This is a genomic window from Cupriavidus laharis (assembly GCF_914271435.1).
Taxonomy (GTDB): Bacteria; Pseudomonadota; Gammaproteobacteria; order Burkholderiales; family Burkholderiaceae; genus Cupriavidus; species Cupriavidus laharis.
In genome coordinates this window covers 182,568-205,703 of sequence record NZ_CAJZAI010000005.1, presented here as the reverse complement: position 1 = coordinate 205,703, position 23,136 = coordinate 182,568, and the positions used below count along the sequence as shown (strand labels likewise).

Below are 23,136 nucleotides of genomic sequence, written 5' to 3'. Positions count from 1 at the left end.
ATCAAACTTTGTCCGCGCCGGCTCAGCCGATCGTCATCAGGCTGGCGTTACCGCCAGCGGCCGCGGTGTTGACCGACAGCGAGCGCTCGATCAGCAAACGCTCCAGCGCGATATTCGGCTCACCCTGCGCCAGGCCCTGTACGCCGATGATCAGGCCCGGCCGCGCTGCCACCTGTTCGCATATGGTGCGCAACTGGTCCGAATCGCCATGGTGGATCACCGCGTCGAACTCGACCTCCGGTGAAGTCCAGTCGGCCACGAGGCGGACGCGCGATTGTACGCCCTTAGGCAACCGTGCAAACAGCCCGCGGGCAACAGGGTTTTCCGCCATGACAGCCTGGCTGCCGACGGCCAGCACGGCCGCCAGTTGCGTGGCAAGATCCGATTCCTGCGCGGCCAGGCACAGGACGTGATGGCGCGGCAGCAGCGAGTAGGTATTGCGCTCGCCGGTCGGCCCGGGCAGCGTCACCGAAATGCCGGCGGCCGAGGCTTCGGCAAAGCGGTCGCATGCGGCGGCCACCTCGGGCATCTCCGTCTTCGCCCAGTCCTTCAGCGCTTGCGCGGCGACCGGGCGCTCCGGCGTGGCCGGCGCGGTGCCCGAAGCCTCCGCATGGCGCACGCTGTGCACTACCGCATCCTGCGGGCAGACCGACAGCAGGCGGTGCAGGTACAGCGGGCCACCGGCCTTCGGGCCGGTGCCGGACAAGGACTCGCCGCCGAACGGCTGCACGCCCACCACGGCACCGACGATATTGCGGTTCACGTACAGGTTGCCCACGTCGGCGTGCTGCACGATCTGCGCAATGGTTTCGTCGATACGCGTGTGGATACCCATCGTCAGGCCATAACCGGTGCCGTTGATCTGGCCGATCATGGTGTCCAGCGACGCGCGCGGGAAACGCACCACGTGCAGCACGGGGCCAAACACTTCGCGCTTGAGTTCCTCAATGCTGTCGAGCTCGATCAGCGTCGGCGGCACGAAGGTCCCGTGGCGGCAGCTCGCGCCCTGCGGGGCATTCGGGTCGGCCTGGTGCACGCGGCGGCCCTTGGCGCGCATGGCGTCGATATGGCGCACGATATTGCCGCGCGCCTCGTCATCGATGACCGGGCCCACGTCGGTGGACAGACGGTCCGGGTTGGCCATGGCCAGCTCGGTCATGGCGCCCTTGAGCATCTCGAGCACGCGGTCGGCCACGTCTTCCTGCAGGCACAGCACGCGCAGCGCCGAACAGCGCTGGCCGGCCGAGTCGAACGCCGAGTTGACCACGTCGCCCACCACCTGTTCGGCCAGCGCCGAGGAGTCGACGATCATCGCGTTCTGGCCGCCGGTTTCGGCGATCAGCGGAATCGGGCGGCCGGCGGCATCGAGGCGGCCGGCGATATTGCGCTGCAGGATGCGCGCCACTTCGGTCGAGCCCGTGAACATCACGCCCTTGACGCGCGCGTCGCCCACCAGCGCCGCGCCGACGGTCTCGCCGCGGCCCGGTAGCAGTTGCACCGCGCCCGCCGGCACGCCCGCCTCGCGCAGCAGGCGCACGGCGGCGGCTGCGATCAGCGGGGTCTGCTCCGCGGGCTTGGCCAGCACTGTGTTGCCGGCGGCGAGCGCCGCGGCCACTTGGCCAGTGAAGATCGCCAGCGGGAAGTTCCACGGGCTGATGCAGACGACCGGGCCCAGCGGGCGGTGCGTCTCGTTGTCGAAGCTGCGGCGCACCTCGGCGGCGTAGTAGCGCAGGAAGTCGACGGCTTCACGCACTTCGGCGATGGCGTTGGAGAAGGTCTTGCCGGCCTCGCGCATGATGATTCCCATCAGCGACTGCATCTGCGCTTCCATCAGGTCGGCGGCACGCTCCAGCGCGGCGGCGCGCACGTCGGGCGGCGTGGCCTGCCAGATCGGCGCCGCGTTGGCGGCGGCCTGAAGGGCGGCATCCACGTCGGCCGGACTGGCCTCGGTGACCTGGCCCACCACGTCGCGGTGGTCGGCGGGGTTCAGCACCGGCGTGGTGATGGCATCGGGCGCGCCCGGCACCTCGGCACCGAGCATCGGCTCGGCCGCCACGCGTTCGCTGGTACCGGCCAGCAGCGCCGACGACAGCGACGCCAGCCGGTGTTCGTTGGCCAGGTCGATACCGGCCGAATTGGCGCGCGACTTGCCATAGAGGCCGCGCGGCGACGGGATCTTCGGGTGCGGCAGGCCGAGCGTGCCTTCGTCGCGATGCATGGCTTCGACCACGGCCACCGGGTCGGCCACCAACTCATCGAGCGAAATCGTGTCGTCGGCAATGCGGTTGACGAACGAGGTATTGGCGCCATTCTCGAGCAGGCGGCGCACCAGGTAGGCCAGCAGCGTCTCATGCGTGCCGACCGGCGCGTAGATGCGGCACGGGCGGTTGAACTTGCCGTCGGCGACGGGGCCCACCACCTGGTCGTACAGCGGCTCGCCCATGCCGTGCAGGCACTGGAACTCGTACTGGCCGGGGTAATAGCTGTGGCCGGCGATCTGATAGATGGCCGACAGCGTGTGCGCGTTGTGCGTGGCGAACTGCGGGTAGATCGCGTCCGGCACCGAGAGCAGCTTGCGCGCGCATGCCAGGTACGACACGTCGGTGTAGACCTTGCGCGTGTAAACCGGGTAGCCCTCCAGCCCGTCCACCTGGGCGCGCTTGATCTCGCTGTCCCAGTAGGCACCCTTGACCAGGCGGATCATCAGGCGGTGGCGGCTGCGGCGCGCCAGGTCGATCAGGTAGTCGATCACGAACGGGCAGCGCTTCTGGTAGCCCTGCACCACGAAGCCGATGCCGTTCCAGCCGACCAGCTCGGGCTCGAAGCACAGGCGCTCGAGCAGGTCCAGCGAGATTTCCAGGCGGTCCGCTTCTTCGGCGTCGATGTTGATGCCGATGTCGTACTGGCGTGCCAGCAGCGTCAGCGACTTCAGGCGCTCGTACAGCTCGGTCACCACGCGCTCGTGCTGGGCGCGGCTGTAGCGCGGGTGCAGCGCCGACAGCTTGATCGAGATGCCTGGGCCTTCATAGATGCCGCGGCCGCGCGAGGCCTGGCCGATCGCATGGATTGCCTGCTCGTAGGAAGCGAGGTAGCGCTGCGCATCCTCTTCCGTCATCGCGGCTTCGCCGAGCATGTCGTAGGAATAGCGGAAGCCTTGCGCCTCGTACTTGCGCGCGTTGGCGAGCGCTTCGGAAATGGTTTCGCCGGTGACGAACTGTTCGCCCATCAGGCGCATGGCCATGTCCACACCCTTGCGGATCAGCGGCTCGCCACCCTTGCCGATGATGCGCGTGAGCGCCTTGCTCAGGCCCGACTCGGTATGCGTGGCCACCAGCTTGCCAGTCAGCAGCAGGCCCCAGGTGGCGGCGTTGACGAACAGCGACGGGCTCTGGCCCAGATGCGACTGCCAGTTGGCGCCGCTGATCTTGTCGCGGATCAGCGCGTCACGCGTGGGCTTGTCGGGAATGCGCAGCAGCGCCTCGGCCAGGCACATCAGCGCCACGCCTTCCTGCGACGACAGCGAGAATTCCTGGATCAGGCCCTGCACCAGGCCTTCGCGGCCGGTGCCGACCTTCTGCTCGCGCAGCGCCGTGGCCAGCTTCTTGGCCATTTTGATGGCGGCCTCGGCCTGCGGCTGCGGCAACCGGGCCTGTTCCAGCAGCACCGGCACGCAATCGGTCTCAGGACGACGATAGGCAGAAGTAATGGCGGCACGCAGCACGGACTGCGGCTGGATGCTTTGCGCGAACTCCAGGAAAGGCTGGGGCGCACCGTCCGCATGGGCCAGGTCGCCCGCGTCAGCGCCGTCCGCATCCGCCGCACCGCCAGCCGTCGCCTCATGCGGCAGGTGGCCGTGCTCGATCTGCTCCAGGTACGTGAAGATCGCCTGCTTGATCAGCCAGTGCGGCGTACGGTCGATGGATTGGGCGACGCGCTTGAGGCGATCGCGCGAGGCGTCGTCAAGCTTGACGCCGAGAGTGGTGGTGGCCATGCGAGCTGTTCTCCGTAAGACAAGGCTGCGGGTCGATGCCGCCAGGACCGGCCTGGACGGCATAGGGGCCCGACCTGCGCAACCTCTGGGCTGGCGCGATCTTACTCCCGAAAAACGCAAAGGTGCAACCTAGTGCAACCACCATCTCGAAAGCCGGTTGCTACGGTTGCACCACAGCCATATGCAAACCGGCCTTCAGATCCTCAGCGGGTCGATTTCCAGTTGCCACCGGACGCCCCGGGCGTCCGCTCCAGCTTCCGGAAAAGTCCGCACCCACTCACTCACAAAGCGTTGCAATACTGGCCTTGAGCTTGCCTCCACCAGCATCTGCGCACGCTCCCGGCCGGCAATGCGGACCATCGACATTGGCACCGGGTCGTGCAGTTGCACCTCGGGCGCAAGGACGTTGCCGTCGGCCAGGCGGCGAACCGCCTGGAGGAACTGCAAGGCCCGCTCAAGCTGGCCATGCTCGGCAGTCAGCAGCACCTGGTAGCAGAACGGGGGCAACCCGGCCTGGCGCCGCTCGCGCAACTGGCCGGCGGCGAATCCATCATAGTCATGCCGCAGCAGGGCCTGCAATGCCGCGGCGTCCGGATAGCGGGTCTGGATGAGGACCTCGCCCGGCAGCCCGGCCCGCCCTGCCCGGCCCGCCACTTGCATCAACGATGCAAACAGGTGCTCGGCCGCGCGGAAATCGTGGCTGAACATGGCGGCGTCCGGATGGATCACGCCGACCAGGGTGACGCGCTGGAAGTCATGCCCCTTCGCGACCATCTGCGTGCCGACCAGGATGTCGACCTCGCCCGCATGGACGTCGTCGAACATCGCCTGCGCACTGCCCTTGCGGCGCGTGGAATCGGCATCGATGCGGGCGATGCGCGCCTGTGGAAAACGTGCCGCCAGCGCTTCTTCGATGCGCTGCGTGCCGCGGCCCAGCGGCGCGATATCCACATTGCCGCAATCGGGGCAATGGTGCGGCACCGGGGCTTCCAGGCCGCAGTGGTGGCAGCGCAGCCGTCGCTCAGGCCGGTGCAGCACCAGGTACGCGGAACAGCGCGGGCAGCCGGACAGCCAGCCGCAGCTATCGCAGGCGAGGACTGGCGCATAGCCACGGCGGTTCAGGAACAGCAGGCTCTGCTCGCCGCGCGCAAGACGCCCGTCGATCGCCTCCAGCAGCGGGATGGACAGGCCCTCGAACAGCGCACGCTGGCGCTGGCGCTCATGGTTCAGGTCGATCAGCCGCACGGCCGGGAGCGCCGCCTCGGCCTGTGCGCGCTCGCGCAGCACCAGCTTGCGGTAGGCACCCTGCTCCGCGCGCCACCAGGTTTCCATCGAAGGCGTGGCCGAACCCAGCACCACCGGGATCTCCAGCCGCTTGGCGCGCCACACGGCCAGGTCGCGTGCGGAATAGCGCAGGCCCTCCTGCTGCTTGTAGGAGGTATCGTGCTCTTCGTCGACGACGATCAGCGCGAGATGCGGCATGGACGCCATTACCGCCATGCGCGTGCCGAGCACGATGCGCGCCTCGCCACGATGGGCGGCCAGCCATTGCAGGCTTCGCTCCTGGTCGGCCAGCCCGCTGTGCAGCACCGCCAGCGGCAGGTGCGGGAACCGGGCGGCGATGCGCGACTGGAGCTGCGGCGTCAGGTTGATCTCAGGCACCAGCATCAGCACCTGCGCGTGCGGATCGCGTGCCAGGACCTGCGCCATCGCGTGCAGATAGACCTCGGTCTTGCCGCTGCCGGTCACGCCATGCAGCAGGAAGGGGGCGAACGATGCGGCGGCGCTGATGGCCTCGACGGCCGCACGCTGCTCCGCATGCAGGGGCGGCGCTACCGAAGGGGCCTGCGACGGCGCCGTGACCAGCAAGATGCGTTCGGCAGCCAGCGCCTCGACCCACCCCGCCGCGATCCACTCCGCCAGCCTGGCCGGCGCGGCAGCGCACAACTCGCGCGCCTCGGCCAGGCTCATCGGCTCCGGCACCATGCGGCCTTCGGCGCGATCGGCCAGCGCCTGCGCGAGCGCCCGCACGGATCGCGCGCGCACGGGCACAGCCTCCAGCAATGCAGGAACGTGCGCTGGCACCACGCGGTACGCTTCGGTACGTGCGCGCTGCGCGAGGCGTGGCCAGCCTTCCGGTTCGCGCAGTGATGGCGGCAGCGCCGGCAGCATCACTTCACCAAGGCAGCGCTGGTAGTAGCGCGCAGCGAATGCTGCCAGGTCGCGCCACTCCTCCGCCAGCGGCGCCAGCCAGTCCAACCGACCGGACACCGGCTTGAGACGTTCCGCGGGCACTGCGGAATCGGCTGCGCGCGCCACGGCCACCCCGACCATGCTACGGCGCCCGAAAGGCACCACCACCAGGTCACCTGGCGACACTTCAGGCCCGGCAAGATAGTCGAAGCAATCGTCCGCGGGAGTGTCAAGCGCCACGCGAACAATGCCCGCGCCGCGCAGTCCGGTGTCGTCTGGCAACGTCATGACAGGCGGTTATGGTGCACGGCGCGTGCGCGAAGGTTGTGCAGGATGCGACGCAAGGGAGACGGGTGGAGGCTTTGTGTGCGGCGCAACATCAACTTAAAGTAAAACTTCAAATGTGGCCCTAAGTCGATGATAGATGACTGCTTTTCCACTAATTCCATCGGCCCTGTGGATAACTTTGTTGAAAAGTCGCTCCGAGATGCCGCCAAAGCCCGAAAAACAAGGGAATCACTGGCAAGCGCGCTGGCATTGAAAAACTTCCAATTCCTTAAAAATCAAGACCTTGCAAACATCCCCCAGATGAGTTAAGGGGTTACCCGTTCTTGCACTGCGGCAAACCTATTGGTGTGCATAAGTCAAGCCTTCACAGTCAACTGCAAGCACCTTTTTGGCGAATGCATATGAAATTGTTTACTTGACAGGATCGCTGACGCGCCTCTCGCGGCACCGGCGGTGGCTGGCGCAAGGATCGCTGCACCGCGAGGTAACCGCTGCCGGCACACGCAGCGCCGGCCTTGCCGGGACAAGCGGTAGTTCAGTTGTTCGCCGCGCGCAGTTGCCGGCTGTAGCGATGCACTTCATCGACCAGTACGGCCACGCTTTCCGGCGGTGTGAATTGGGAGATACCGTGGCCCAGGTTGAACACATGGCCATCACTGCCGCCCGCGGCGGCATAGCTGTCCAGCACGCCACGCACCTGTTCGCGGATGGCAGCTTCCGGGGCAAACAGCACCGTGGGGTCGATATTGCCCTGCAGCGCCACGCGGCCGCCGGTGCGACGCCGCGCGTCGGCCAGGTTGACCGTCCAGTCCAGGCCAATGGCGTCGGCACCGGTTTCAGCGAGGCCTTCAAGCCACAGGCCGCCGCCCTTGGTGAACACGATGGCCGGGATCTGCTGCCCGGCATGCTCGCGCTTCAGGCCAGCCAGCACCTTGCGCATGTAGGCCAGCGAGAACGCCTGGTACATGCCGTCGGCCAGCGCGCCGCCCCAGGTGTCGAAAATCATCACAGCCTGGGCACCGGCCTCGATCTGGGCGTTCAGGTACTGGCTGACGGCCTGGGCATTGATGTCCAGGATGCGGTGCATGAGATCCGGGCGGCCGTACATCATCGCCTTGACCGTGCGGAAGTCGTCCGAGCCACCGCCTTCGACCATGTAGCAGGCAAGCGTCCAGGGGCTGCCCGAGAAGCCGATCAGCGGCACGCGCTGGCGGCCATCCTGCACCAGCGCGCGGCGGATTTCCGCCACGGCATCGAAGACGTACTGCAGCGACGCCATATCGGGTACGGCCAGCTTCTGCACGTCGGCCTCGGTGCGCAGCGGGCGGGCAAAGCGCGGGCCCTCGCCCTGGGCGAACGACAGGCCCAGGCCCATGGCATCGGGTACGGTCAGGATGTCCGAAAACAGGATGGCAGCGTCAAGCGGATAGCGGTCCAGGGGCTGCAGCGTCACCTCGGTCGCATAGGCGGGATTCTTGGCCAGTCCCAGGAAGCTGCCGGCGCGTGCGCGCGTCGCGTTGTACTCGGGCAGGTAGCGGCCCGCTTGGCGCATCAGCCATAGCGGCGTGTATTCGGTCGGCTGCCGGCGCAGCGCGCGCAGGAAAGTATCGTTCTGCAGTGCGGTCATGGTCATCCTCGTAAGACCGCCATTCTAAGGGATGGCCACGGCCCGCCGGTGCCTGACGCGACGGGCCGGTGTGCCGGAACGCTATGCCTCGTCGAACAGGCTGGTGAAGGCCCGGGCGGCGCGCTGCATCCATTCGCGGGCACGCGGCGCATCGGGCTGCAGGCGGGCGAAGCCGTGCGTCATGCCACCGGCTTCGATCGTGACCACGGTGGTGTCGTGGCGGACGAGGAAATCGGCATAGGCGAGACCGTCATCGCGCAGCACGTCGTTGGCAGCCACGACGATGGCGGTGGCCGGCGGCTGCATTGGCGGAGCCTTCGCCATCAGGTGGACGCGCGGATCGTCGTGCTGCACGCCGCGCGCCAGGCCGTCGGCGCCAATGAACTGGGTCCAGAACCAGGCCATTTCGTCGCGCGTCAGGCCAGGGCCATCGGCGAAGGCGCGGTAGCTTTCCGTACTGAGCACGGGCGCGGTGACGGGGTAGACCAGCAGTTGCGCTCCCACTACGTGCCGGCCGGCTTCGGCGTTGACCCGCTGGGCCGCGAGCGCGGCCAGGTGCCCGCCGGCACTGTCGCCGGCCACAGCCAGGAAGCCGGTATCGAGCCCCAGCGACGCCCGCTGTCCGGCAAACCACTGCACTGCCTCGACGGCGTCATCGCAAGGCACGGGAAATGGGTACTCGGGCGCAAGCCGATAGTCCACGCTCGCCACGGCACAGCCGGTGTCGGCGGCCAGCAGCGCAGCAACGGTATGGTGGGTCCGATGCGAACCGACTACCCAGCCGCCACCGTGAAAATAGACGACCAGCCGTGCAGGCTCATTGGTTGCATGCCTGAACAGGCGGGCCGTCAGCGCTCTGCCGTTCAGCGCCACCGGAAGGTCTGTCCATGTAATGCCGGCAGGATCTGGCACCACCGACGAGGCTGCGACTTCCGCGAAGCGTGCGCGCCGTGCGGGCGCATCAACGGGTACGGGCGCGCCAGCGTATTGCGCTGCCAGGCGGCGGTAGTAAGCAAGGAGTTGCGGATCGATAGCCATCGGGGTCAGGCAAAGAGGGATTCGGGCAACGCGGGACTCAGGACAGCCCAAGCTGCCGGGTCAGTTCGATCTTGCTGCAGCAATCCTGCACCGCCAGCAGTCCGGCTGCACGGGCCTGGTCGATCGCGGCATCATTCACGATGCCAAGCTGCAGCCATACGCCGCGCGCGCCAATGGCAATGGCATCCGCCACCACCGGCGGCGTATCCTCGGCACGGCGAAAGATGTCGACCCAGTCGATGCGTCCGCCCTGATCCCGGATCGCCCTGGCCGCGTCCTGCAAGCTGGCGTGGCAGGGCTCTCCGAGGATTCGCTCACCGGCATGGCGTGGGTTGACCGGGATGATGTGGAAACCATGCTGCTGCAGGAACTCGGCAACTTCATGGCTCGGACGGTCGGCACGGTCCGACAAACCGACAATGGCCACGGTCTTCATGCCGAGCATCTTCCGTACCGCGTCCTGCATACCTGTCATCACGGGCTCCGTTACATTGCCACGGCAGTCGCCGGGCGTGGTTCGAACGGAGCAATCGTAACCGCGAACGACGCGTGGCGCCGAAAACGTCGCATAGTTCGCCATCACACATGCGATCCGGATGCAAGAAGTTGCGCGTCAGAGACTCAAGCCGGAAAAAAGTGATGCATGGCCGCGCCAATGTGCGCATGGCGTTTCATTTACACCGACACGGCTTTCAACTTCTTGCAAAAGGATACATTTTGTTACTGCCATTGCAGGGACTTTCCCCCACAATGCATTGACACACCGACGTTTGGTGGATCGCGCCCCGCGAAGAAGCGAGAAGTCAGAAGATGGGGCGCTGAAGAAAGCCTTTGGCAGTGATTCCCGATTTTCCGGCCGAGCAGGCGATGCCTGCTGGCCGGATACCAGGAAGACCCGGTGGCGCGTGGCCTTGTTGGCCGCTTTTGCGAACGTGATTCGCTGCGCCTTAGTAGTCCTGGACCGAACCCGTTCCTTCGAATTGACCCCTCGAAGGGATTTTCCCGTCCGCGCGGAGCCTCCCCGGCCCGCGCGCTTTTTTTTGTCCAGAACAGCTGAAGGATATCTCCAGCCCAACAAAAAAGGCAGCCGCGTGGCTGCCTTTTTTGGGCTGTCGCACCGAAAAAACAACAGTGCGCCAGGTACTGCTTGTTGCTTACTTCTTACGACGCAGACGGGCGATGGCAGCCAGTTGCGCGGCGGCCACGGCGAGCTCGCTTTGAGCGCGTGCAATGTCCAGATCGCTGCTCTGGTTCTGCATCAGCTCTTCGGCGGCACGCTTGGCTTCCTGCGCCTTGGCTTCGTCCAGGTCGGTACCGCGGATGGCGGTATCGGCCAGCACGGTGACATGCTTCGGCTGGACTTCGAGAATGCCGCCGGCAACGAACACGAACTCTTCGCTGCCGTCTTCCTTCTCGATACGCACGGCGCCCGGCTGGATACGCGTAATCAGCGGCGTGTGGCCCGGCAGGATGCCCAGCTCACCCGACTCGCCCGGCAGCGCCACGAACTTCGCCTGGCCGGAGAAGATCGACGCTTCCGCGCTGACGACGTCTACAAGAATGGTTGCCATATGAATTCCTTTGTCCGTTCGCTTCACTTCTGACGGCAGACTGCGCAAGGCGGCCTGCCGCCACTCCCGCACCAGGGCGCGGGAGTACCAAAGCGAGGCTTACTGGAGCTTCTTGGCCTTCTCGAAGGCTTCGTCGATCGAGCCGACCATGTAGAACGCCTGCTCGGGCAGGTGATCGCACTCGCCATCCACCAGCATCTTGAAACCACGGATGGTTTCCTTCAGCGGCACGTACTTGCCCGGCGAACCCGTGAACACTTCGGCCACGTGGAACGGCTGCGACAGGAAACGCTGGATCTTACGCGCGCGGTTCACGGCCATCTTGTCTTCCGGCGACAGTTCGTCCATGCCCAGAATCGCGATGATGTCGCGCAGTTCCTTGTAGCGCTGCAGGGTCTGCTGAACGGCGCGCGCGACGTTGTAGTGCTCCTGGCCCACAACCTGCGGGTCCATCTGACGCGAGGTCGAGTCGAGCGGATCCACTGCGGGGTAGATACCCAGAGCGGCGATGTCACGCGACAGCACCAGGGTCGAGTCCAAGTGCAGGAAGGTGGTTGCCGGCGACGGGTCGGTCAAGTCATCCGCAGGCACGTACACGGCCTGGATCGACGTGATCGAGCCAGTCTTGGTCGACGTAATACGTTCCTGCAGCTTGCCCATTTCTTCAGCCAGCGTCGGCTGGTAGCCCACGGCGGAAGGCATACGGCCCAGCAGTGCCGACACTTCGGTACCGGCCAGCGTGTAGCGGTAGATGTTGTCGACGAAGAACAGGATGTCGCGGCCTTCGTCGCGGAACTTCTCGGCCATGGTCAGGCCGGAGAGTGCCACGCGCAGACGGTTGCCCGGCGGCTCGTTCATCTGGCCGAACACCATGGCCACCTTGTCGAGCACGTTCGAGTCCTTCATTTCGTGGTAGAAGTCGTTCCCTTCACGGGTACGCTCGCCCACGCCGGCGAACACCGACAGACCGCTGTGCTGCTTGGCGATGTTGTTGATGAGCTCCATCATGTTGACGGTCTTGCCCACGCCAGCACCACCGAACAGGCCAACCTTGCCGCCCTTTGCGAACGGGCAGATCAGGTCGATCACCTTGATGCCGGTTTCCAGCAGGTCGGTCGAAGGCGACAGTTCGTCGAACTTCGGTGCCTTCTGGTGAATCGCGCGACGCTCGTCCGAAGCGATCGGGCCAGCTTCGTCGATGGGGCGACCCAGAACGTCCATGATGCGGCCCAGCGTGCCCTGACCCACCGGCACCGAGATCGGCGCTTCGGTGTTCTTCACGGCCATGCCACGGCGCAGGCCGTCCGACGAACCGAGGGCAATGGTACGCACCACGCCGTCACCCAGCTGCTGCTGGACTTCGAACGTCAGGCCCTTCTCGGCGAACGACGTTTCGCTGCTGTCTTCCAGCACCAGCGCGTCATACACCTTCGGCATTGCGTCGCGCGGGAACTCGATGTCCACCACGGCGCCAATGCACTGCACAATATTTCCGATACTCATTTCGTATCTCCGATAGCTTGAATTCTTGACGCCTCAGACCGCTGCCGCGCCGCTGACGATCTCCGACAGTTCCTTGGTGATCGCTGCCTGCCGGGTCTTGTTGTAGTCCAGCTGCAGTTCGCCGATCACGTTCTTCGCGTTGTCGGATGCTGCCTTCATGGCCACCATGCGCGCCGACTGCTCGGACGCCATGTTCTCGGCCACAGCCTGGTACACCAGCGCCTCGACGTAGCGGACCAACAGCTCTTCCACCACGGTCTGCGCGTCAGGCTCGTAGATGTAATCCCACGAGTAGGCGCGCTTCTCTTCTTCCGTCTGCGACAGCTTGTCGGCGGCGAGCGGCAACAGCTGCTCAACCATCGGTTCCTGCTTCATCGTGTTGATGAACTTGGTGTACGCCAGGTACACCGCGTCGACTTCACCGTTGGTGAATGCGTCGAGCTGGACCTTGATCGCGCCGATCAGCTTTTCCAGGTGCGGGGTATCGCCGAGCTGCACCACATTCGAGGCCACCTTGGCGCCGATGCGGCTCAGGAACTGCATGCCCTTGCTGCCGATGGCAGTGGCTTGCACATCCACGCCGCGGCCCTGCAGGCTCTTCAGCTCGTTGGTCACCGCGCGCAGCACGTTCGTGTTCAGGCCGCCGCACAGCCCCTTGTCGGTCGTGACCACGATCATGCCGACGCGCTTGACTTCGCGCTCCTGCATGAACGGGTGCTTGAACTCGGGGTTGGCCGAAGCCAGGTGCGCCGCAATGTTGCGCACTTTCTCGGCATAGGGACGGGCATTGCGCATCCGCTCTTGCGCCTTGCGCATCTTGGATGCGGCGACCATCTCCATCGCCTTGGTGATCTTGCGCGTGTTCTGCACGCTCTTGATCTTGGTTCGAATTTCTTTCGTTCCGGCCATATCTTCCTCTCCGTCCGAACCGCTGCCGCGACTGAACGCTCAGGCGCAGCAGTGGTTTCGTGGAATCACGCGGTGGTTAGAACGCGGCGGACTTCTTGAAATCCTCGATCGCGGCACGCAGGGCGGGCTCATCTTCCTTCGAGAGCTGCTTGGTCTCTTCGATGCGGTTGACGAGGTCGGCGTACTTCGTCTTCAGATGGTCGTGCAGGCCCTTCTCGAACGGCAGAATGTCCTTCACTTCCACGTTGTCGAGGAAGCCGTTGTTGGCGGCGAACAGCGATGCGGCCAGCTGCCACACTTGCTGCGGCTGGTATTGCGCCTGCTTCAGCAGTTCGGTCACGCGGCGGCCGCGCTCCAGCTGCTTGCGGGTGGCATCGTCCAGGTCCGAAGCAAACTGCGCGAACGCAGCCAGTTCACGGTACTGGGCCAGGTCGGTACGGATACCGCCTGACAGGTTCTTCACCACCTTGGTCTGTGCAGCACCACCCACGCGCGACACCGAGATACCGGCGTTAATGGCGGGACGGATACCGGCGTTGAACAGGTCGGTTTCCAGGAAGATCTGGCCGTCGGTGATCGAGATCACGTTGGTCGGCACGAACGCGGACACGTCGCCGGCCTGCGTTTCGATAATCGGCAGCGCGGTCAGCGAACCGGTCTTGCCCTTGACGGCACCGTTGGTGAACTTCTCGACGTAGTCTTCGTTCACGCGGGCAGCACGCTCCAGCAGGCGCGAGTGCAGGTAGAACACGTCGCCCGGGTAGGCTTCGCGGCCCGGCGGGCGGCGCAGCAGCAGCGACACCTGGCGGTAGGCCCAGGCTTGCTTGGTCAGATCGTCATAAACGATCAGCGCGTCTTCGCCGCGGTCGCGGAAGTATTCGCCCATCGTGCAGCCGGCGTAGGCAGCCAGGTACTGCATGGCGGCCGAGTCCGAAGCGGCGGCGGCCACGACGACGGTGTATTCCATCGCGCCGTGCTCTTCCAGCTTGCGCACCACGTTGGCGATCGTCGAAGCCTTCTGGCCAATGGCGACGTACACGCAGTACATGCCCTTGCCCTTCTGGTTGATGATCGCATCCACGGCCACGGCGGTCTTGCCGGTCTGGCGGTCGCCAATGATCAGCTCGCGCTGGCCACGGCCGATCGGCACCATGGAGTCGATCGACTTCAGGCCGGTCTGCACCGGCTGGCTCACCGACTGACGCGCGATCACGCCCGGCGCGACCTTTTCGATCACGTCGGTTTCCTTCGCGTTGATCGGGCCCTTGCCGTCGATCGGCTGGCCCAGCGTGTTCACCACGCGGCCCAGCAGTTCCTTGCCAACGGGCACTTCCAGAATGCGGCCGGTGCACTTGACCGTGTCGCCTTCCGAAATGTGTTCGTAGTCACCCAGGACCACGGCGCCGACGGAGTCGCGCTCGAGGTTCAGCGCGAGGCCGAAGGTGTTGCCGGGGAATTCCAGCATCTCGCCCTGCATCACGCCAGACAGGCCATGCACGCGGCAGATACCATCGGTCACGGAAATCACCGTGCCGGTGTTGCGCACTTCAGCTTCGGCGCCAAGACCCGAGATGCGGGTCTTGATCAGCTCGCTGATTTCTGAGGGGTTCAGTTGCATCACAATGCTCCTAATTCTTCAATCCGACGGACGGCCGGTCAGACGGCGGTCAGCGCGGTTTGCATGGCAGCCAGGCGCGCACGCACGGAGGTGTCGAGCACTTCGTCGCCGACCTTGACGCACACGCCGCCGATCAGGGACGGATCCACCGCCACCTTCGCGTACAGCTTGCGGCCGAACTTGCGTTCGAGCGCAGCGACCAGGTCGTTCAGTGGTTGACCATCCAGCGGGAATGCACTGGTGATCTCGACGTCCGACGATCCTTCGCGGGCGTTCTTGAGCGCATGGAACTGCTCGGCGACTTCCGGCATCACCGTCAGGCGGTTGTTTTCCACCAGCAGCTTGACGAAGCGGCGTGCCTCGTCAGTGACCGGGGACTTCACCACCGACAGGAACAGTTCGGCCAGCTTCTCGCCGGGAACGTTCGGATCGTCGGCGAGCGCCTTCATGTCGGGGTTGGCGGCAATCTGCCCCATCTCCGACACCAGCTCGGACCATGCACCCAGATTGCCGGCTTCGCTGGCGACGCGGAACAGCGCCTCAGCGTAGGGACGGGCAATGGTTGCGGTTTCGGCCATGATTAGAGCTCAGCTTTGAGTTGATTGAGCAGGTCGGCGTGGACCTGCGCGTTCACTTCGCGCTTGAGGATCTGCTCGGCACCCTTGACTGCCAGCACAGCGACCTGGTCGCGCAGATCTTCACGTGCGCGGGTCACTTGCTGCTCTGCTTCGGCCTTGGCCTGGGCAATGATGCGTGCGGCTTCCGCCTGGGCGTTCTGCTTGATCTCGTCCGCCGTCAGCTGGGCGCGCTTCTCGGCGTCAGCGACGCGTTGAGCACCCTCGGTGCGGGCTTCGGCCATAGCCTGGTCCACACGCTTGTTGGCGAGTTCAAGCTCGGCCTTGCCCTTCTCGGCAGCGGCGAGGCCATCGGCGATCTTCTTTGCGCGTTCGTCGAGCGCCTTCACCAGCGGCGGCCAAATGAATTTGGCAACAACCCACCACAGGATGAAGAACACGACCATCTGCGCAAAAAACGTTGCGTTCAGATTCATGGTGTGTTCCTTTCGGTAATCAAACTACAGATAAATGCACAAAAGGCGGCCAGGCTGATGGCCTGCGCCGCCCGTCAGCATCATGCAGACCGAAAAGAAATTACTGAATGACAGCCAGCAGCGGGTTGGCGAAGGCGAACAGCATGGCAACACCCACGCCGATCAGGAACGCCGCGTCGATCAGGCCAGCCAGCAGGAACATCTTGGTCTGCAGCGGGTTCATCAGCTCGGGCTGACGTGCGCAGGCTTCAATGTACTTGCCGCCCATCAGGGCGATACCCAGGCAGGCGCCGATAGCGCCCAGACCGATGATGATGCCGATACCGATGGCGGTCAGACCCTGGATGTTGGCGAGAAATGCTTGCATGATGACTCCTTTAATTTAGAGAGACTTAGAACCAAAAAACCAAAAAACCAAAAACCTAAAATCTGCAGCGATCAGTGGTGATCGTGAGCCTGGCCGATGTACACCAGCGTCAGCATCATGAAAATGAAGGCCTGGAGCAGCACGATCAGGATGTGGAAGATCGCCCAGACCGTGCCGGCGACGACGTGGCCGACAAAGCCCAGCGCCGACAGGTCAGCACTGAACGTCCAGATGGAACCCAGCAGTGCGATCAGCAGGAACACGAGTTCGCCGGCATACATGTTGCCGAACAACCGCATGCCGAGCGACACGGCCTTGGCCAGGAATTCGATGATGTTCAGGATCAGGTTGAACGGAGCCAGGTACCACTTGGCGCCGAACGGGGCCGAGAACAGTTCGTGCATGAAGCCGCCCGTGCCCTTGATCTTGAAGCTGTAGTAGATCATCAGCACCAGCACCGAGCACGACATGCCCAGCGTACCGTTCAGGTCAGCCGTGGCCACGGCGCGGTGGTGCGGAAGATGAATGTGGAAAATACCGAGGAGGTTGTTCAGGCCGGTGACCCAGTCGACCGGAATCAGGTCGATGGCGTTCATCATGGTGATCCAGCAGAACACCATCAGCGCCAGCGGAGCAATCCACGAACGGTCGCCGTGAATGATGCCCTTGGCCTGGTCGTCGACCATCTCGACGATCATCTCGACGAAGGCCTGGAAGCGGCCCGGCACGCCTGCGTGAACGCGACGCGCGGCGATCAAGAGGAAGATCACGGCGATGGCGCCGCACAGCACGGACCAGAACACCGTGTCATAGTTGAGCACGGAGAAATCGACCACCGACGCTTGCTTGCCGCCGACCGAATTCAAGTTCTGCAAGTGTTCGGCGATATAGCCGGAGGGTGTCAGCGCGTGTTCGGCGCCTTGGATAGCTTCTGACATGTCGAAACGAACGGTATATTGCGAAATCGTTGAGCCGGCACCCTCGCATTGGCGGGCAGCCGGTACGCGTCTTGCATTGCCTTCGGCCATCGTGGCCGGTCACCGCCATGCAAGCGGGTCAAACTTTGTCGGCCCATGGTTTCACCACTGTGAAACCATGCACCGAGGATCTTGATATTCCGTTTTGGTGCCCCACTTCTGCATGAAGCACACACTTCGTGCGGCTGGCCTGGCGCTACCGTTTACCGAATCGCCATCGCCACCACCCAATACGTCTTGAGCGCAAGCAGGAACGTGACAAGCATCGGCACCCAGCGCAGATCGCGGTACAGCACCACCACCAGCACGAGCAGCGCGACGGTGGCGAACACCTTGATCGCCTCGCCCATCACCAGCCCGCCGACTGAAGCCCGCTCGCGCGCCATCCACAGGCGCAACGCGAAGAATCCGCTCGGCACGAAACACACCGCACCGCCGAACAAAGCGGACCAGCCGTACGGTCCCGCCTGCTTGCCGAACAGTGCCCAGCACAATGCCGAGAGCAGGGTCACAACCACCTGCGCCAGCACTACCTTGCCGGGTGTCATGCGCGAAGGACGCAACGCGCGTTCGCCAAACAGTGTCACCGCTTCGGCGTGTGACAGCGGATCGACAGCTTCTTCTTCACGTTCTGCGTCAGAATCCCAGTCATCATGACCGGCGTCTGCCCGACGCGAATCGTTTTGCTGCTGACGGTCTCGCACCACTACCTGCCTGCCTCATTCAGGCCGGAACTTTTCGGCCCGACCAGAATTCAAACCGCACGATTTTAAGGGGAACTACTGAGTCGCGTCAATGTACTTACAGTTTGCTTGCAACGGCAAACTGCACAACGGTTGCCATCACGATTGCATGATGGCTTCGTTGAAATTGCGCAGCAACGACGCTTGACGTAATTGGATTGCGCAACCTGCGTGACGCATGATGGTGGATTCGCGACTGCCCGGTACGTTAACCGAACATCGGATTGTTAACTGCTGCGTGATTGCAACAGTGAGCCTGCAAATGGCCGTTTATCGCGCAGCTTTTCAGGCTACCCGCTGCCCTTCACTCGCATCGCGCAAACGCGCGAGCACGCCATCGAGCGCTTCGTTGTTGGTGAAGTGAATGGTGAGCTGGCCCTTGCCGCGCACACCGAGCTTGATCTGCACCGACAGCCCGAGCGCATCCGACAATTCTTCTTCCAGCCGCGCAACGTCGCGCATGCCATTGCCGGTCTTGTGCTTGAGCGACTTCAGCTCGAACGGCTTGAGCGTGGACGCCACCAGCTTCTCGGTCTCGCGCACCGACAAACGCTTGTTGATGATCTGGTTGGCCAGCGTGATCTGGTTCGCGCCATCGACCGCCAGCAGCGCACGCGCGTGACCCATGTCGAGATCGCCCGCCATCAGCATGGTCTGCACCGGCGCGGCCAGGTTCAGCAGGCGCAGCAGGTTGGACACCGCGCTGCGCGAACGGCCCACCGACTCCGCGGCCTGTTCATGCGTGAAGCGGAACTCGCGGATCAGTCGCATGATGCCTTGCGCTTCCTCGAGCGGATTGAGGTCTTCGCGCTGGATATTCTCGATCAGCGCCATGGCCGCCGCCGCTTCGTCGGTGACCTCCTTCACGAGCACCGGCACCTTGTCGAGCCCGGCGATCTTTGACGCGCGGAAGCGCCGTTCGCCGGCAATGATCTCGTAGCGGTCGGGCTCTGCCACGCGCCGCACCAGGATCGGCTGCATCAGGCCCTGCGCACGGATGCTCGCGGCAAGTTCCTGCAAGGCGCCCTCATCCATGCGCGTGCGCGGCTGGTACTTGCCCGGCTGAAGCTGGTCCAGGCGCAGCACGGTGGGCGCGCCCTCCTGCTTCGCGGTCTCGACGATCTCTGCAGGTCCACCCAGCAGGGCTTCCAGGCCGCGGCCCAGACCCTTCTTCTTCACGGTGCTCATGGTCACTGTCCTTGCATGGCGGTGGCAGCTTCCGGCGCCGACAGCTGCCTGACACGGGCGATCATCTCGGCGCCGAAGTCGAGATAAGCCTTGGCGCCCTTCGACGATGGATCGAAGGCAACGCCCGGCATGCCATAGGAAGGCGCCTCGGCCAGGCGCACGTTGCGCGGGATCAGGGTCTTGAAAACCTTGTCGCCGAAGTGCGATTCGAGCTGAGCCGATACCTGCTGCTGCAGCGTGACACGCGGATCGAACATGACACGCAACAGGCCGATCACCTTCAGTTCACGGTTCAGGTTCGCATGTACCTGCTTGATGGTGTTGACCAGGTCGGACAATCCTTCGAGCGCGAAGTATTCGCACTGCATCGGGACAATCACGCCATGCGCCGCGCACAGGCCATTCAGCGTCAGCAGCGACAGCGACGGCGGGCAGTCGATCAGCACGAAGTCGTACTGATCGTCGACCTCGGCAATGGCCTGCTTGAGCCGGCGCTCGCGTTGGTCCAGTTCCACGAGTTCGACTTCCGCGCCGGCCAGCTCGCGGTTGGCGGGCAGCACGTCATACCTGCCGGTTTCCGAACGCTGGCGTGCCTGCGAAACGGAGGCCAGACCGACCAGCACCTGGTACACGCTGTGTTCCAACGAATGCTTGTCGATGCCCGAACCCATCGAGGCATTGCCCTGCGGATCCAGGTCGACCAGCAGCACGCGCTGGTCCTGCGCAGCCAGTCCCGCGGCGAGGTTCACCGTCGTGGTGGTCTTGCCCACCCCGCCCTTCTGGTTTGCGATCACGAATACCTTGGCCATATGCTCCTGAGGCTCCCGATTGAATTCTTCATCCGGCCGCGGCCCGCTGGCCCCGTCCGGTTCGCGGCGCACACCGCCAATATCACCTGCGCGACAAGAACACCAGATGGCGCTCGGCATCCAGCCCGGGCACCGTCAGTCGCCGCACTTCCTCCACCTGCCACGCAGCCATCAGGCCCGCTGCATCCATCCGATCCAGCTCGGCCTGCGGATACACGCCCTTCATCGCAATCAACCGCCCTTCCGGCGCCAGCAGATGGCCGGAGAGGTTGACGAAGTCGGTCAGCTCCGCGAATGCACGTGACGTAATCACCGCAAATTTATTCGTGTCTTCCAGCTTCTCGACCGGCCCCCAGTGGGCTGCGGCATTCGGCAGGCCAAGCTGGGCACGGCACTGTGTCAGGAAAGCTGTCTTCTTCTGCACGATGTCGACCATCAGCACGGAGACATCGGGGCACGAAATCGCAAGTGGCAAGCCCGGCATGCCACCACCCGAACCCACGTCGAGCACCCTGCCCCGCGCACCGCCGGCCACCGCCGTCGAACGTGCCGCCTCCGCCAGCGCCGGGACGGCAGCCAGCGAATCCAGCAGATGATGCGTCAGCATTTCATCTGGATGGCGGATCGCGGTGAGGTTATAGACGCCATTCCACTTGCGCAGCAGCGCAAGGTACGCGAACAGCGTGTCGATGCGGTCCGAAGGCAACGCCAGGCCGATCTCGGCCAGGCCGGCCTCCAGGCGACGACGCTGGGCTGCGTCGTCGATCACGGTGTGTCGTTGGCCGCCCACTCAGGCAGCCTCTTGGGAGTTGCCGGAACGGGTGCGCCCCAGCCCCTTCTTCTTCAGGTGAACCAGCAGCAGCGAGATCGCCGCCGGCGTCACGCCCGAAATGCGCGAGGCCTGGCCCAGGGTCTCGGGCCGGTGCTGGTTCAGCTTCTGGCTGACCTCGAAGCCCAGGCCGCGCACCTCGGTATAGTCCAGCCCTTCCGGCAGGCGCGTCGATTCATTGGCTTCAAGCTTGTCCACCTCGGCAGCCTGGCGGGTGATATAGCCGTGATACTTGATGCCGATCTCGATCTGCTCGCGGATCTGGTCCACCAGCAGCGAATCCGCGTCCAGCGGCGCTTCCGGTGCGTGGCGACCTCCCTGCAATGCCATCAGGGCGTCATAGCGCACTTCCGGCCGGCGCAGCAGGTCAGCCAGGCTGTACTCGCGCTCGATCGGCTTGCCCAGCAGAGGCACGGCATCTTCGGCCGGCAGCATGGCCGGGTTGACCCATGTGCTCTTCAGGCGCTCTGTTTCACGTGAAACAGCATCGCGCTTGCGGTTGAAGGCGTCCCAGCGCACGTCATCGACCACCCCGAGTTCGCGGCCCATCTCGGTCAGGCGCATGTCGGCATTGTCTTCCCGCAGGCTCAGGCGGAACTCGGCCCGGCTCGTGAACATGCGGTACGGCTCGGTCACGCCACGCGTGATCAGGTCGTCGACCAGCACGCCCAGGTAGGCTTGATCGCGGCGCGGCGTCCAGGCATCGCGCTCGCGCACATAGCAACCGGCGTTGATGCCGGCGAGCAGGCCCTGCGCGGCAGCCTCTTCATAGCCGGTAGTACCGTTGATCTGGCCGGCAAAGAACAGCCCGGCGATCGCCTTGCTTTCCAGCGAGGCCTTAAGTGCACGCGGATCGAAATAGTCGTACTCGATGGCGTAGCCGGGGCGCAGGATATGCGCGTTCTCCAGGCCACGGATCGAGTGCACCAGCTCGAGCTGCACGTCGAAAGGCAGGCTCGTGGAGATGCCGTTCGGGTAGAACTCGTTGGTGGTCAGCCCTTCCGGCTCCAGGAAGATCTGGTGGCTGTCCTTGCTGGCAAAGCGATGGATCTTGTCCTCGATGCTCGGGCAATAGCGCGGCCCTACCCCCTCGATCACGCCGGTGTACATCGGCGAGCGGTCGAGCCCACCGCGGATGATGTCGTGGGTACGGCTGTTGGTATGGCTGATCCAGCATGGCAACTGCTGCGGGTGCTGCTCAGGCCGGCCGAGGAACGAGAACACCGGCACCGGATCCAGGTCACCGGGCTGCTCTTCCATCACGGAAAAATCAATGGTGCGGCCGTCGATACGCGGCGGCGTACCGGTCTTCAGGCGCCCCTGCGGCAGCTTCAGCTCCTTGAGCCTGGCCGACAACGACACCGAAGCGGGGTCACCCGCGCGGCCGCCCGTATGGTTGTCCAGGCCGACATGGATCTTGCCGTCCAGGAACGTACCGGCCGTCAGCACCACCGCACGGGCACGGAAGGCAATGCCAACCTGAGTCACCGCGCCAACGACGCGGTCGCCTTCCACCAGCAAATCGTCAACGGCCTGCTGGAACAGCATCAGGTTCGGCTGATTCTCCAGCCGGGTACGGATGGCCTTGCGGTACAGCACGCGGTCGGCCTGGGCGCGCGTCGCGCGCACGGCCGGTCCCTTGCTGGAATTGAGGATACGGAACTGGATCCCCGCCTCATCGGTGGCGGCAGCCATAGCGCCGCCCATCGCGTCCACTTCCTTGACCAGGTGCCCCTTCCCGATACCGCCAATCGACGGATTGCAGCTCATCTGCCCCAGCGTCTCGATGTTATGGGTCAGCAGCAGCGTCTGGCAGCCCATCCGGGCAGCGGCCAGGGCGGCTTCCGTGCCGGCATGGCCACCACCGACGACAATGACATCGAATTCTTTTGGGTAAAGCATGGGACACCTCCTCCAGGAGGCTGGCGGGAACGATCAGGATTTCGAATTATAGCGGCAATCTACTGGGGGCTTTTTGGGGGTTGTGGTGTTTCACGTGGAACAAGGGGTGGGATTTTGGGGTTGGCGTGCTTGGCGGGCGCCGCTGTTTCGCCGGCGTAGCCGGCGAGTCACTTTTTGCCCGAGCGGCAAAAAGTAACCAAAAAGCGCGTTTGGTTGCCCTAACGGGCGAATATTGATCGTAGTGTGCCAAGGGTGTTGTACGGGTATGGGCTTCAGAGTGTTTCTGGCTGCCTGCCGCGTGGGGCGCGGCCGTAGTCAGGATTACAGCGCTGATTGAACGAGCCCCGAAACTGTCCGTGGCCCCTGCTGCTACCGGTATCGCGTGGACGCCTACGGCTGCACTGCGCGCGGTGTCCTAGTCGGCATGGCGAGGGCATCAACGTCGCTGGCGCCGGCGCTTCCCCTTCTTCGTTTTCTCTCTTCGCGCATGGCACATGCGCCAAGGGCTTCGTCACTACGCTCTGGTTCGGGC

The 23,136-nt window shown here is 64.4% G+C and carries 18 protein-coding genes; all 18 read right to left on the bottom strand.

Annotated elements, in window-relative coordinates:
• Nucleotides 1-22: 22 nt before the first annotated feature.
• Nucleotides 23-3,991: a trifunctional transcriptional regulator/proline dehydrogenase/L-glutamate gamma-semialdehyde dehydrogenase gene (gene putA, locus LDO29_RS13055; protein ID WP_224080205.1), complete on the bottom strand. Its 3,969-nt coding sequence runs from the start codon at nt 3,989-3,991 to the stop codon at nt 23-25.
• A 195-nt stretch (nt 3,992-4,186) separates the two neighbouring features.
• The gene (locus LDO29_RS13050) at nt 4,187-6,472 is read right to left on the bottom strand and encodes a primosomal protein N' (RefSeq protein WP_224080204.1); all 2,286 of its coding nucleotides are present in this window, start codon (nt 6,470-6,472) and stop codon (nt 4,187-4,189) included.
• Between the two features lie 535 nt (nt 6,473-7,007).
• Nucleotides 7,008-8,099, bottom strand: a complete 1,092-nt coding sequence (gene hemE / locus LDO29_RS13045; RefSeq protein ID WP_224080203.1) for a uroporphyrinogen decarboxylase — start codon at nt 8,097-8,099, stop codon at nt 7,008-7,010.
• A gap of 81 nt (nt 8,100-8,180) precedes the next feature.
• A complete protein-coding gene (locus LDO29_RS13040) occupies nt 8,181-9,137 on the bottom strand; it encodes an alpha/beta hydrolase (RefSeq protein ID WP_224080202.1) in 957 nt (318 codons plus the stop codon).
• Nucleotides 9,138-9,174: 37 nt separating this feature from the next.
• A complete protein-coding gene (locus tag LDO29_RS13035) occupies nt 9,175-9,612 on the bottom strand; it encodes a CoA-binding protein (protein ID WP_224080201.1) in 438 nt (145 codons plus the stop codon).
• Between the two features lie 679 nt (nt 9,613-10,291).
• Complete coding sequence (locus LDO29_RS13030) at nt 10,292-10,708, bottom strand: F0F1 ATP synthase subunit epsilon (RefSeq protein WP_224080200.1); 417 nt, start codon at nt 10,706-10,708, stop codon at nt 10,292-10,294.
• Between the two features lie 99 nt (nt 10,709-10,807).
• Nucleotides 10,808-12,211 (bottom strand): F0F1 ATP synthase subunit beta, encoded by a 1,404-nt coding sequence (gene atpD / locus LDO29_RS13025; RefSeq protein ID WP_224001735.1) that lies wholly within the window; start codon nt 12,209-12,211, stop codon nt 10,808-10,810.
• Nucleotides 12,212-12,244: 33 nt separating this feature from the next.
• Nucleotides 12,245-13,120, bottom strand: coding sequence for a F0F1 ATP synthase subunit gamma (gene atpG / locus LDO29_RS13020; protein WP_133097849.1), 876 nt, complete (start codon nt 13,118-13,120; stop codon nt 12,245-12,247).
• A 76-nt stretch (nt 13,121-13,196) separates the two neighbouring features.
• Complete coding sequence (atpA, locus tag LDO29_RS13015; protein ID WP_224080199.1) at nt 13,197-14,738, bottom strand: F0F1 ATP synthase subunit alpha; 1,542 nt, start codon at nt 14,736-14,738, stop codon at nt 13,197-13,199.
• 38 nt (nt 14,739-14,776) lie between these two features.
• Nucleotides 14,777-15,316, bottom strand: coding sequence for a F0F1 ATP synthase subunit delta (locus LDO29_RS13010; protein WP_224080198.1), 540 nt, complete (start codon nt 15,314-15,316; stop codon nt 14,777-14,779).
• 2 nt (nt 15,317-15,318) lie between these two features.
• Entirely contained in the window at nt 15,319-15,789 is a 471-nt protein-coding gene (locus LDO29_RS13005; RefSeq protein WP_224080197.1) for a F0F1 ATP synthase subunit B, read from the bottom strand.
• Between the two features lie 100 nt (nt 15,790-15,889).
• Entirely contained in the window at nt 15,890-16,156 is a 267-nt protein-coding gene (gene atpE / locus LDO29_RS13000) for a F0F1 ATP synthase subunit C (protein ID WP_011299478.1), read from the bottom strand.
• A 71-nt stretch (nt 16,157-16,227) separates the two neighbouring features.
• Nucleotides 16,228-17,094 (bottom strand): F0F1 ATP synthase subunit A, encoded by an 867-nt coding sequence (gene atpB, locus LDO29_RS12995; protein ID WP_224080196.1) that lies wholly within the window; start codon nt 17,092-17,094, stop codon nt 16,228-16,230.
• A 242-nt stretch (nt 17,095-17,336) separates the two neighbouring features.
• Entirely contained in the window at nt 17,337-17,840 is a 504-nt protein-coding gene (locus LDO29_RS12990; protein ID WP_224080195.1) for an ATP synthase subunit I, read from the bottom strand.
• Between the two features lie 321 nt (nt 17,841-18,161).
• A complete protein-coding gene (locus LDO29_RS12985; RefSeq protein WP_224080194.1) occupies nt 18,162-19,064 on the bottom strand; it encodes a ParB/RepB/Spo0J family partition protein in 903 nt (300 codons plus the stop codon).
• Nucleotides 19,065-19,066: 2 nt separating this feature from the next.
• Nucleotides 19,067-19,873 carry a ParA family protein gene (locus tag LDO29_RS12980; RefSeq protein WP_224080193.1) on the bottom strand — a complete coding sequence of 269 codons (807 nt, stop codon included), beginning with the start codon at nt 19,871-19,873 and terminating at the stop codon, nt 19,067-19,069.
• Nucleotides 19,874-19,955: 82 nt separating this feature from the next.
• The gene (gene rsmG / locus LDO29_RS12975; protein WP_396022660.1) at nt 19,956-20,642 is read right to left on the bottom strand and encodes a 16S rRNA (guanine(527)-N(7))-methyltransferase RsmG; all 687 of its coding nucleotides are present in this window, start codon (nt 20,640-20,642) and stop codon (nt 19,956-19,958) included.
• 21 nt (nt 20,643-20,663) lie between these two features.
• A complete protein-coding gene (gene mnmG, locus LDO29_RS12970; RefSeq protein ID WP_224080191.1) occupies nt 20,664-22,604 on the bottom strand; it encodes a tRNA uridine-5-carboxymethylaminomethyl(34) synthesis enzyme MnmG in 1,941 nt (646 codons plus the stop codon).
• Nucleotides 22,605-23,136 lie beyond the last annotated feature (532 nt).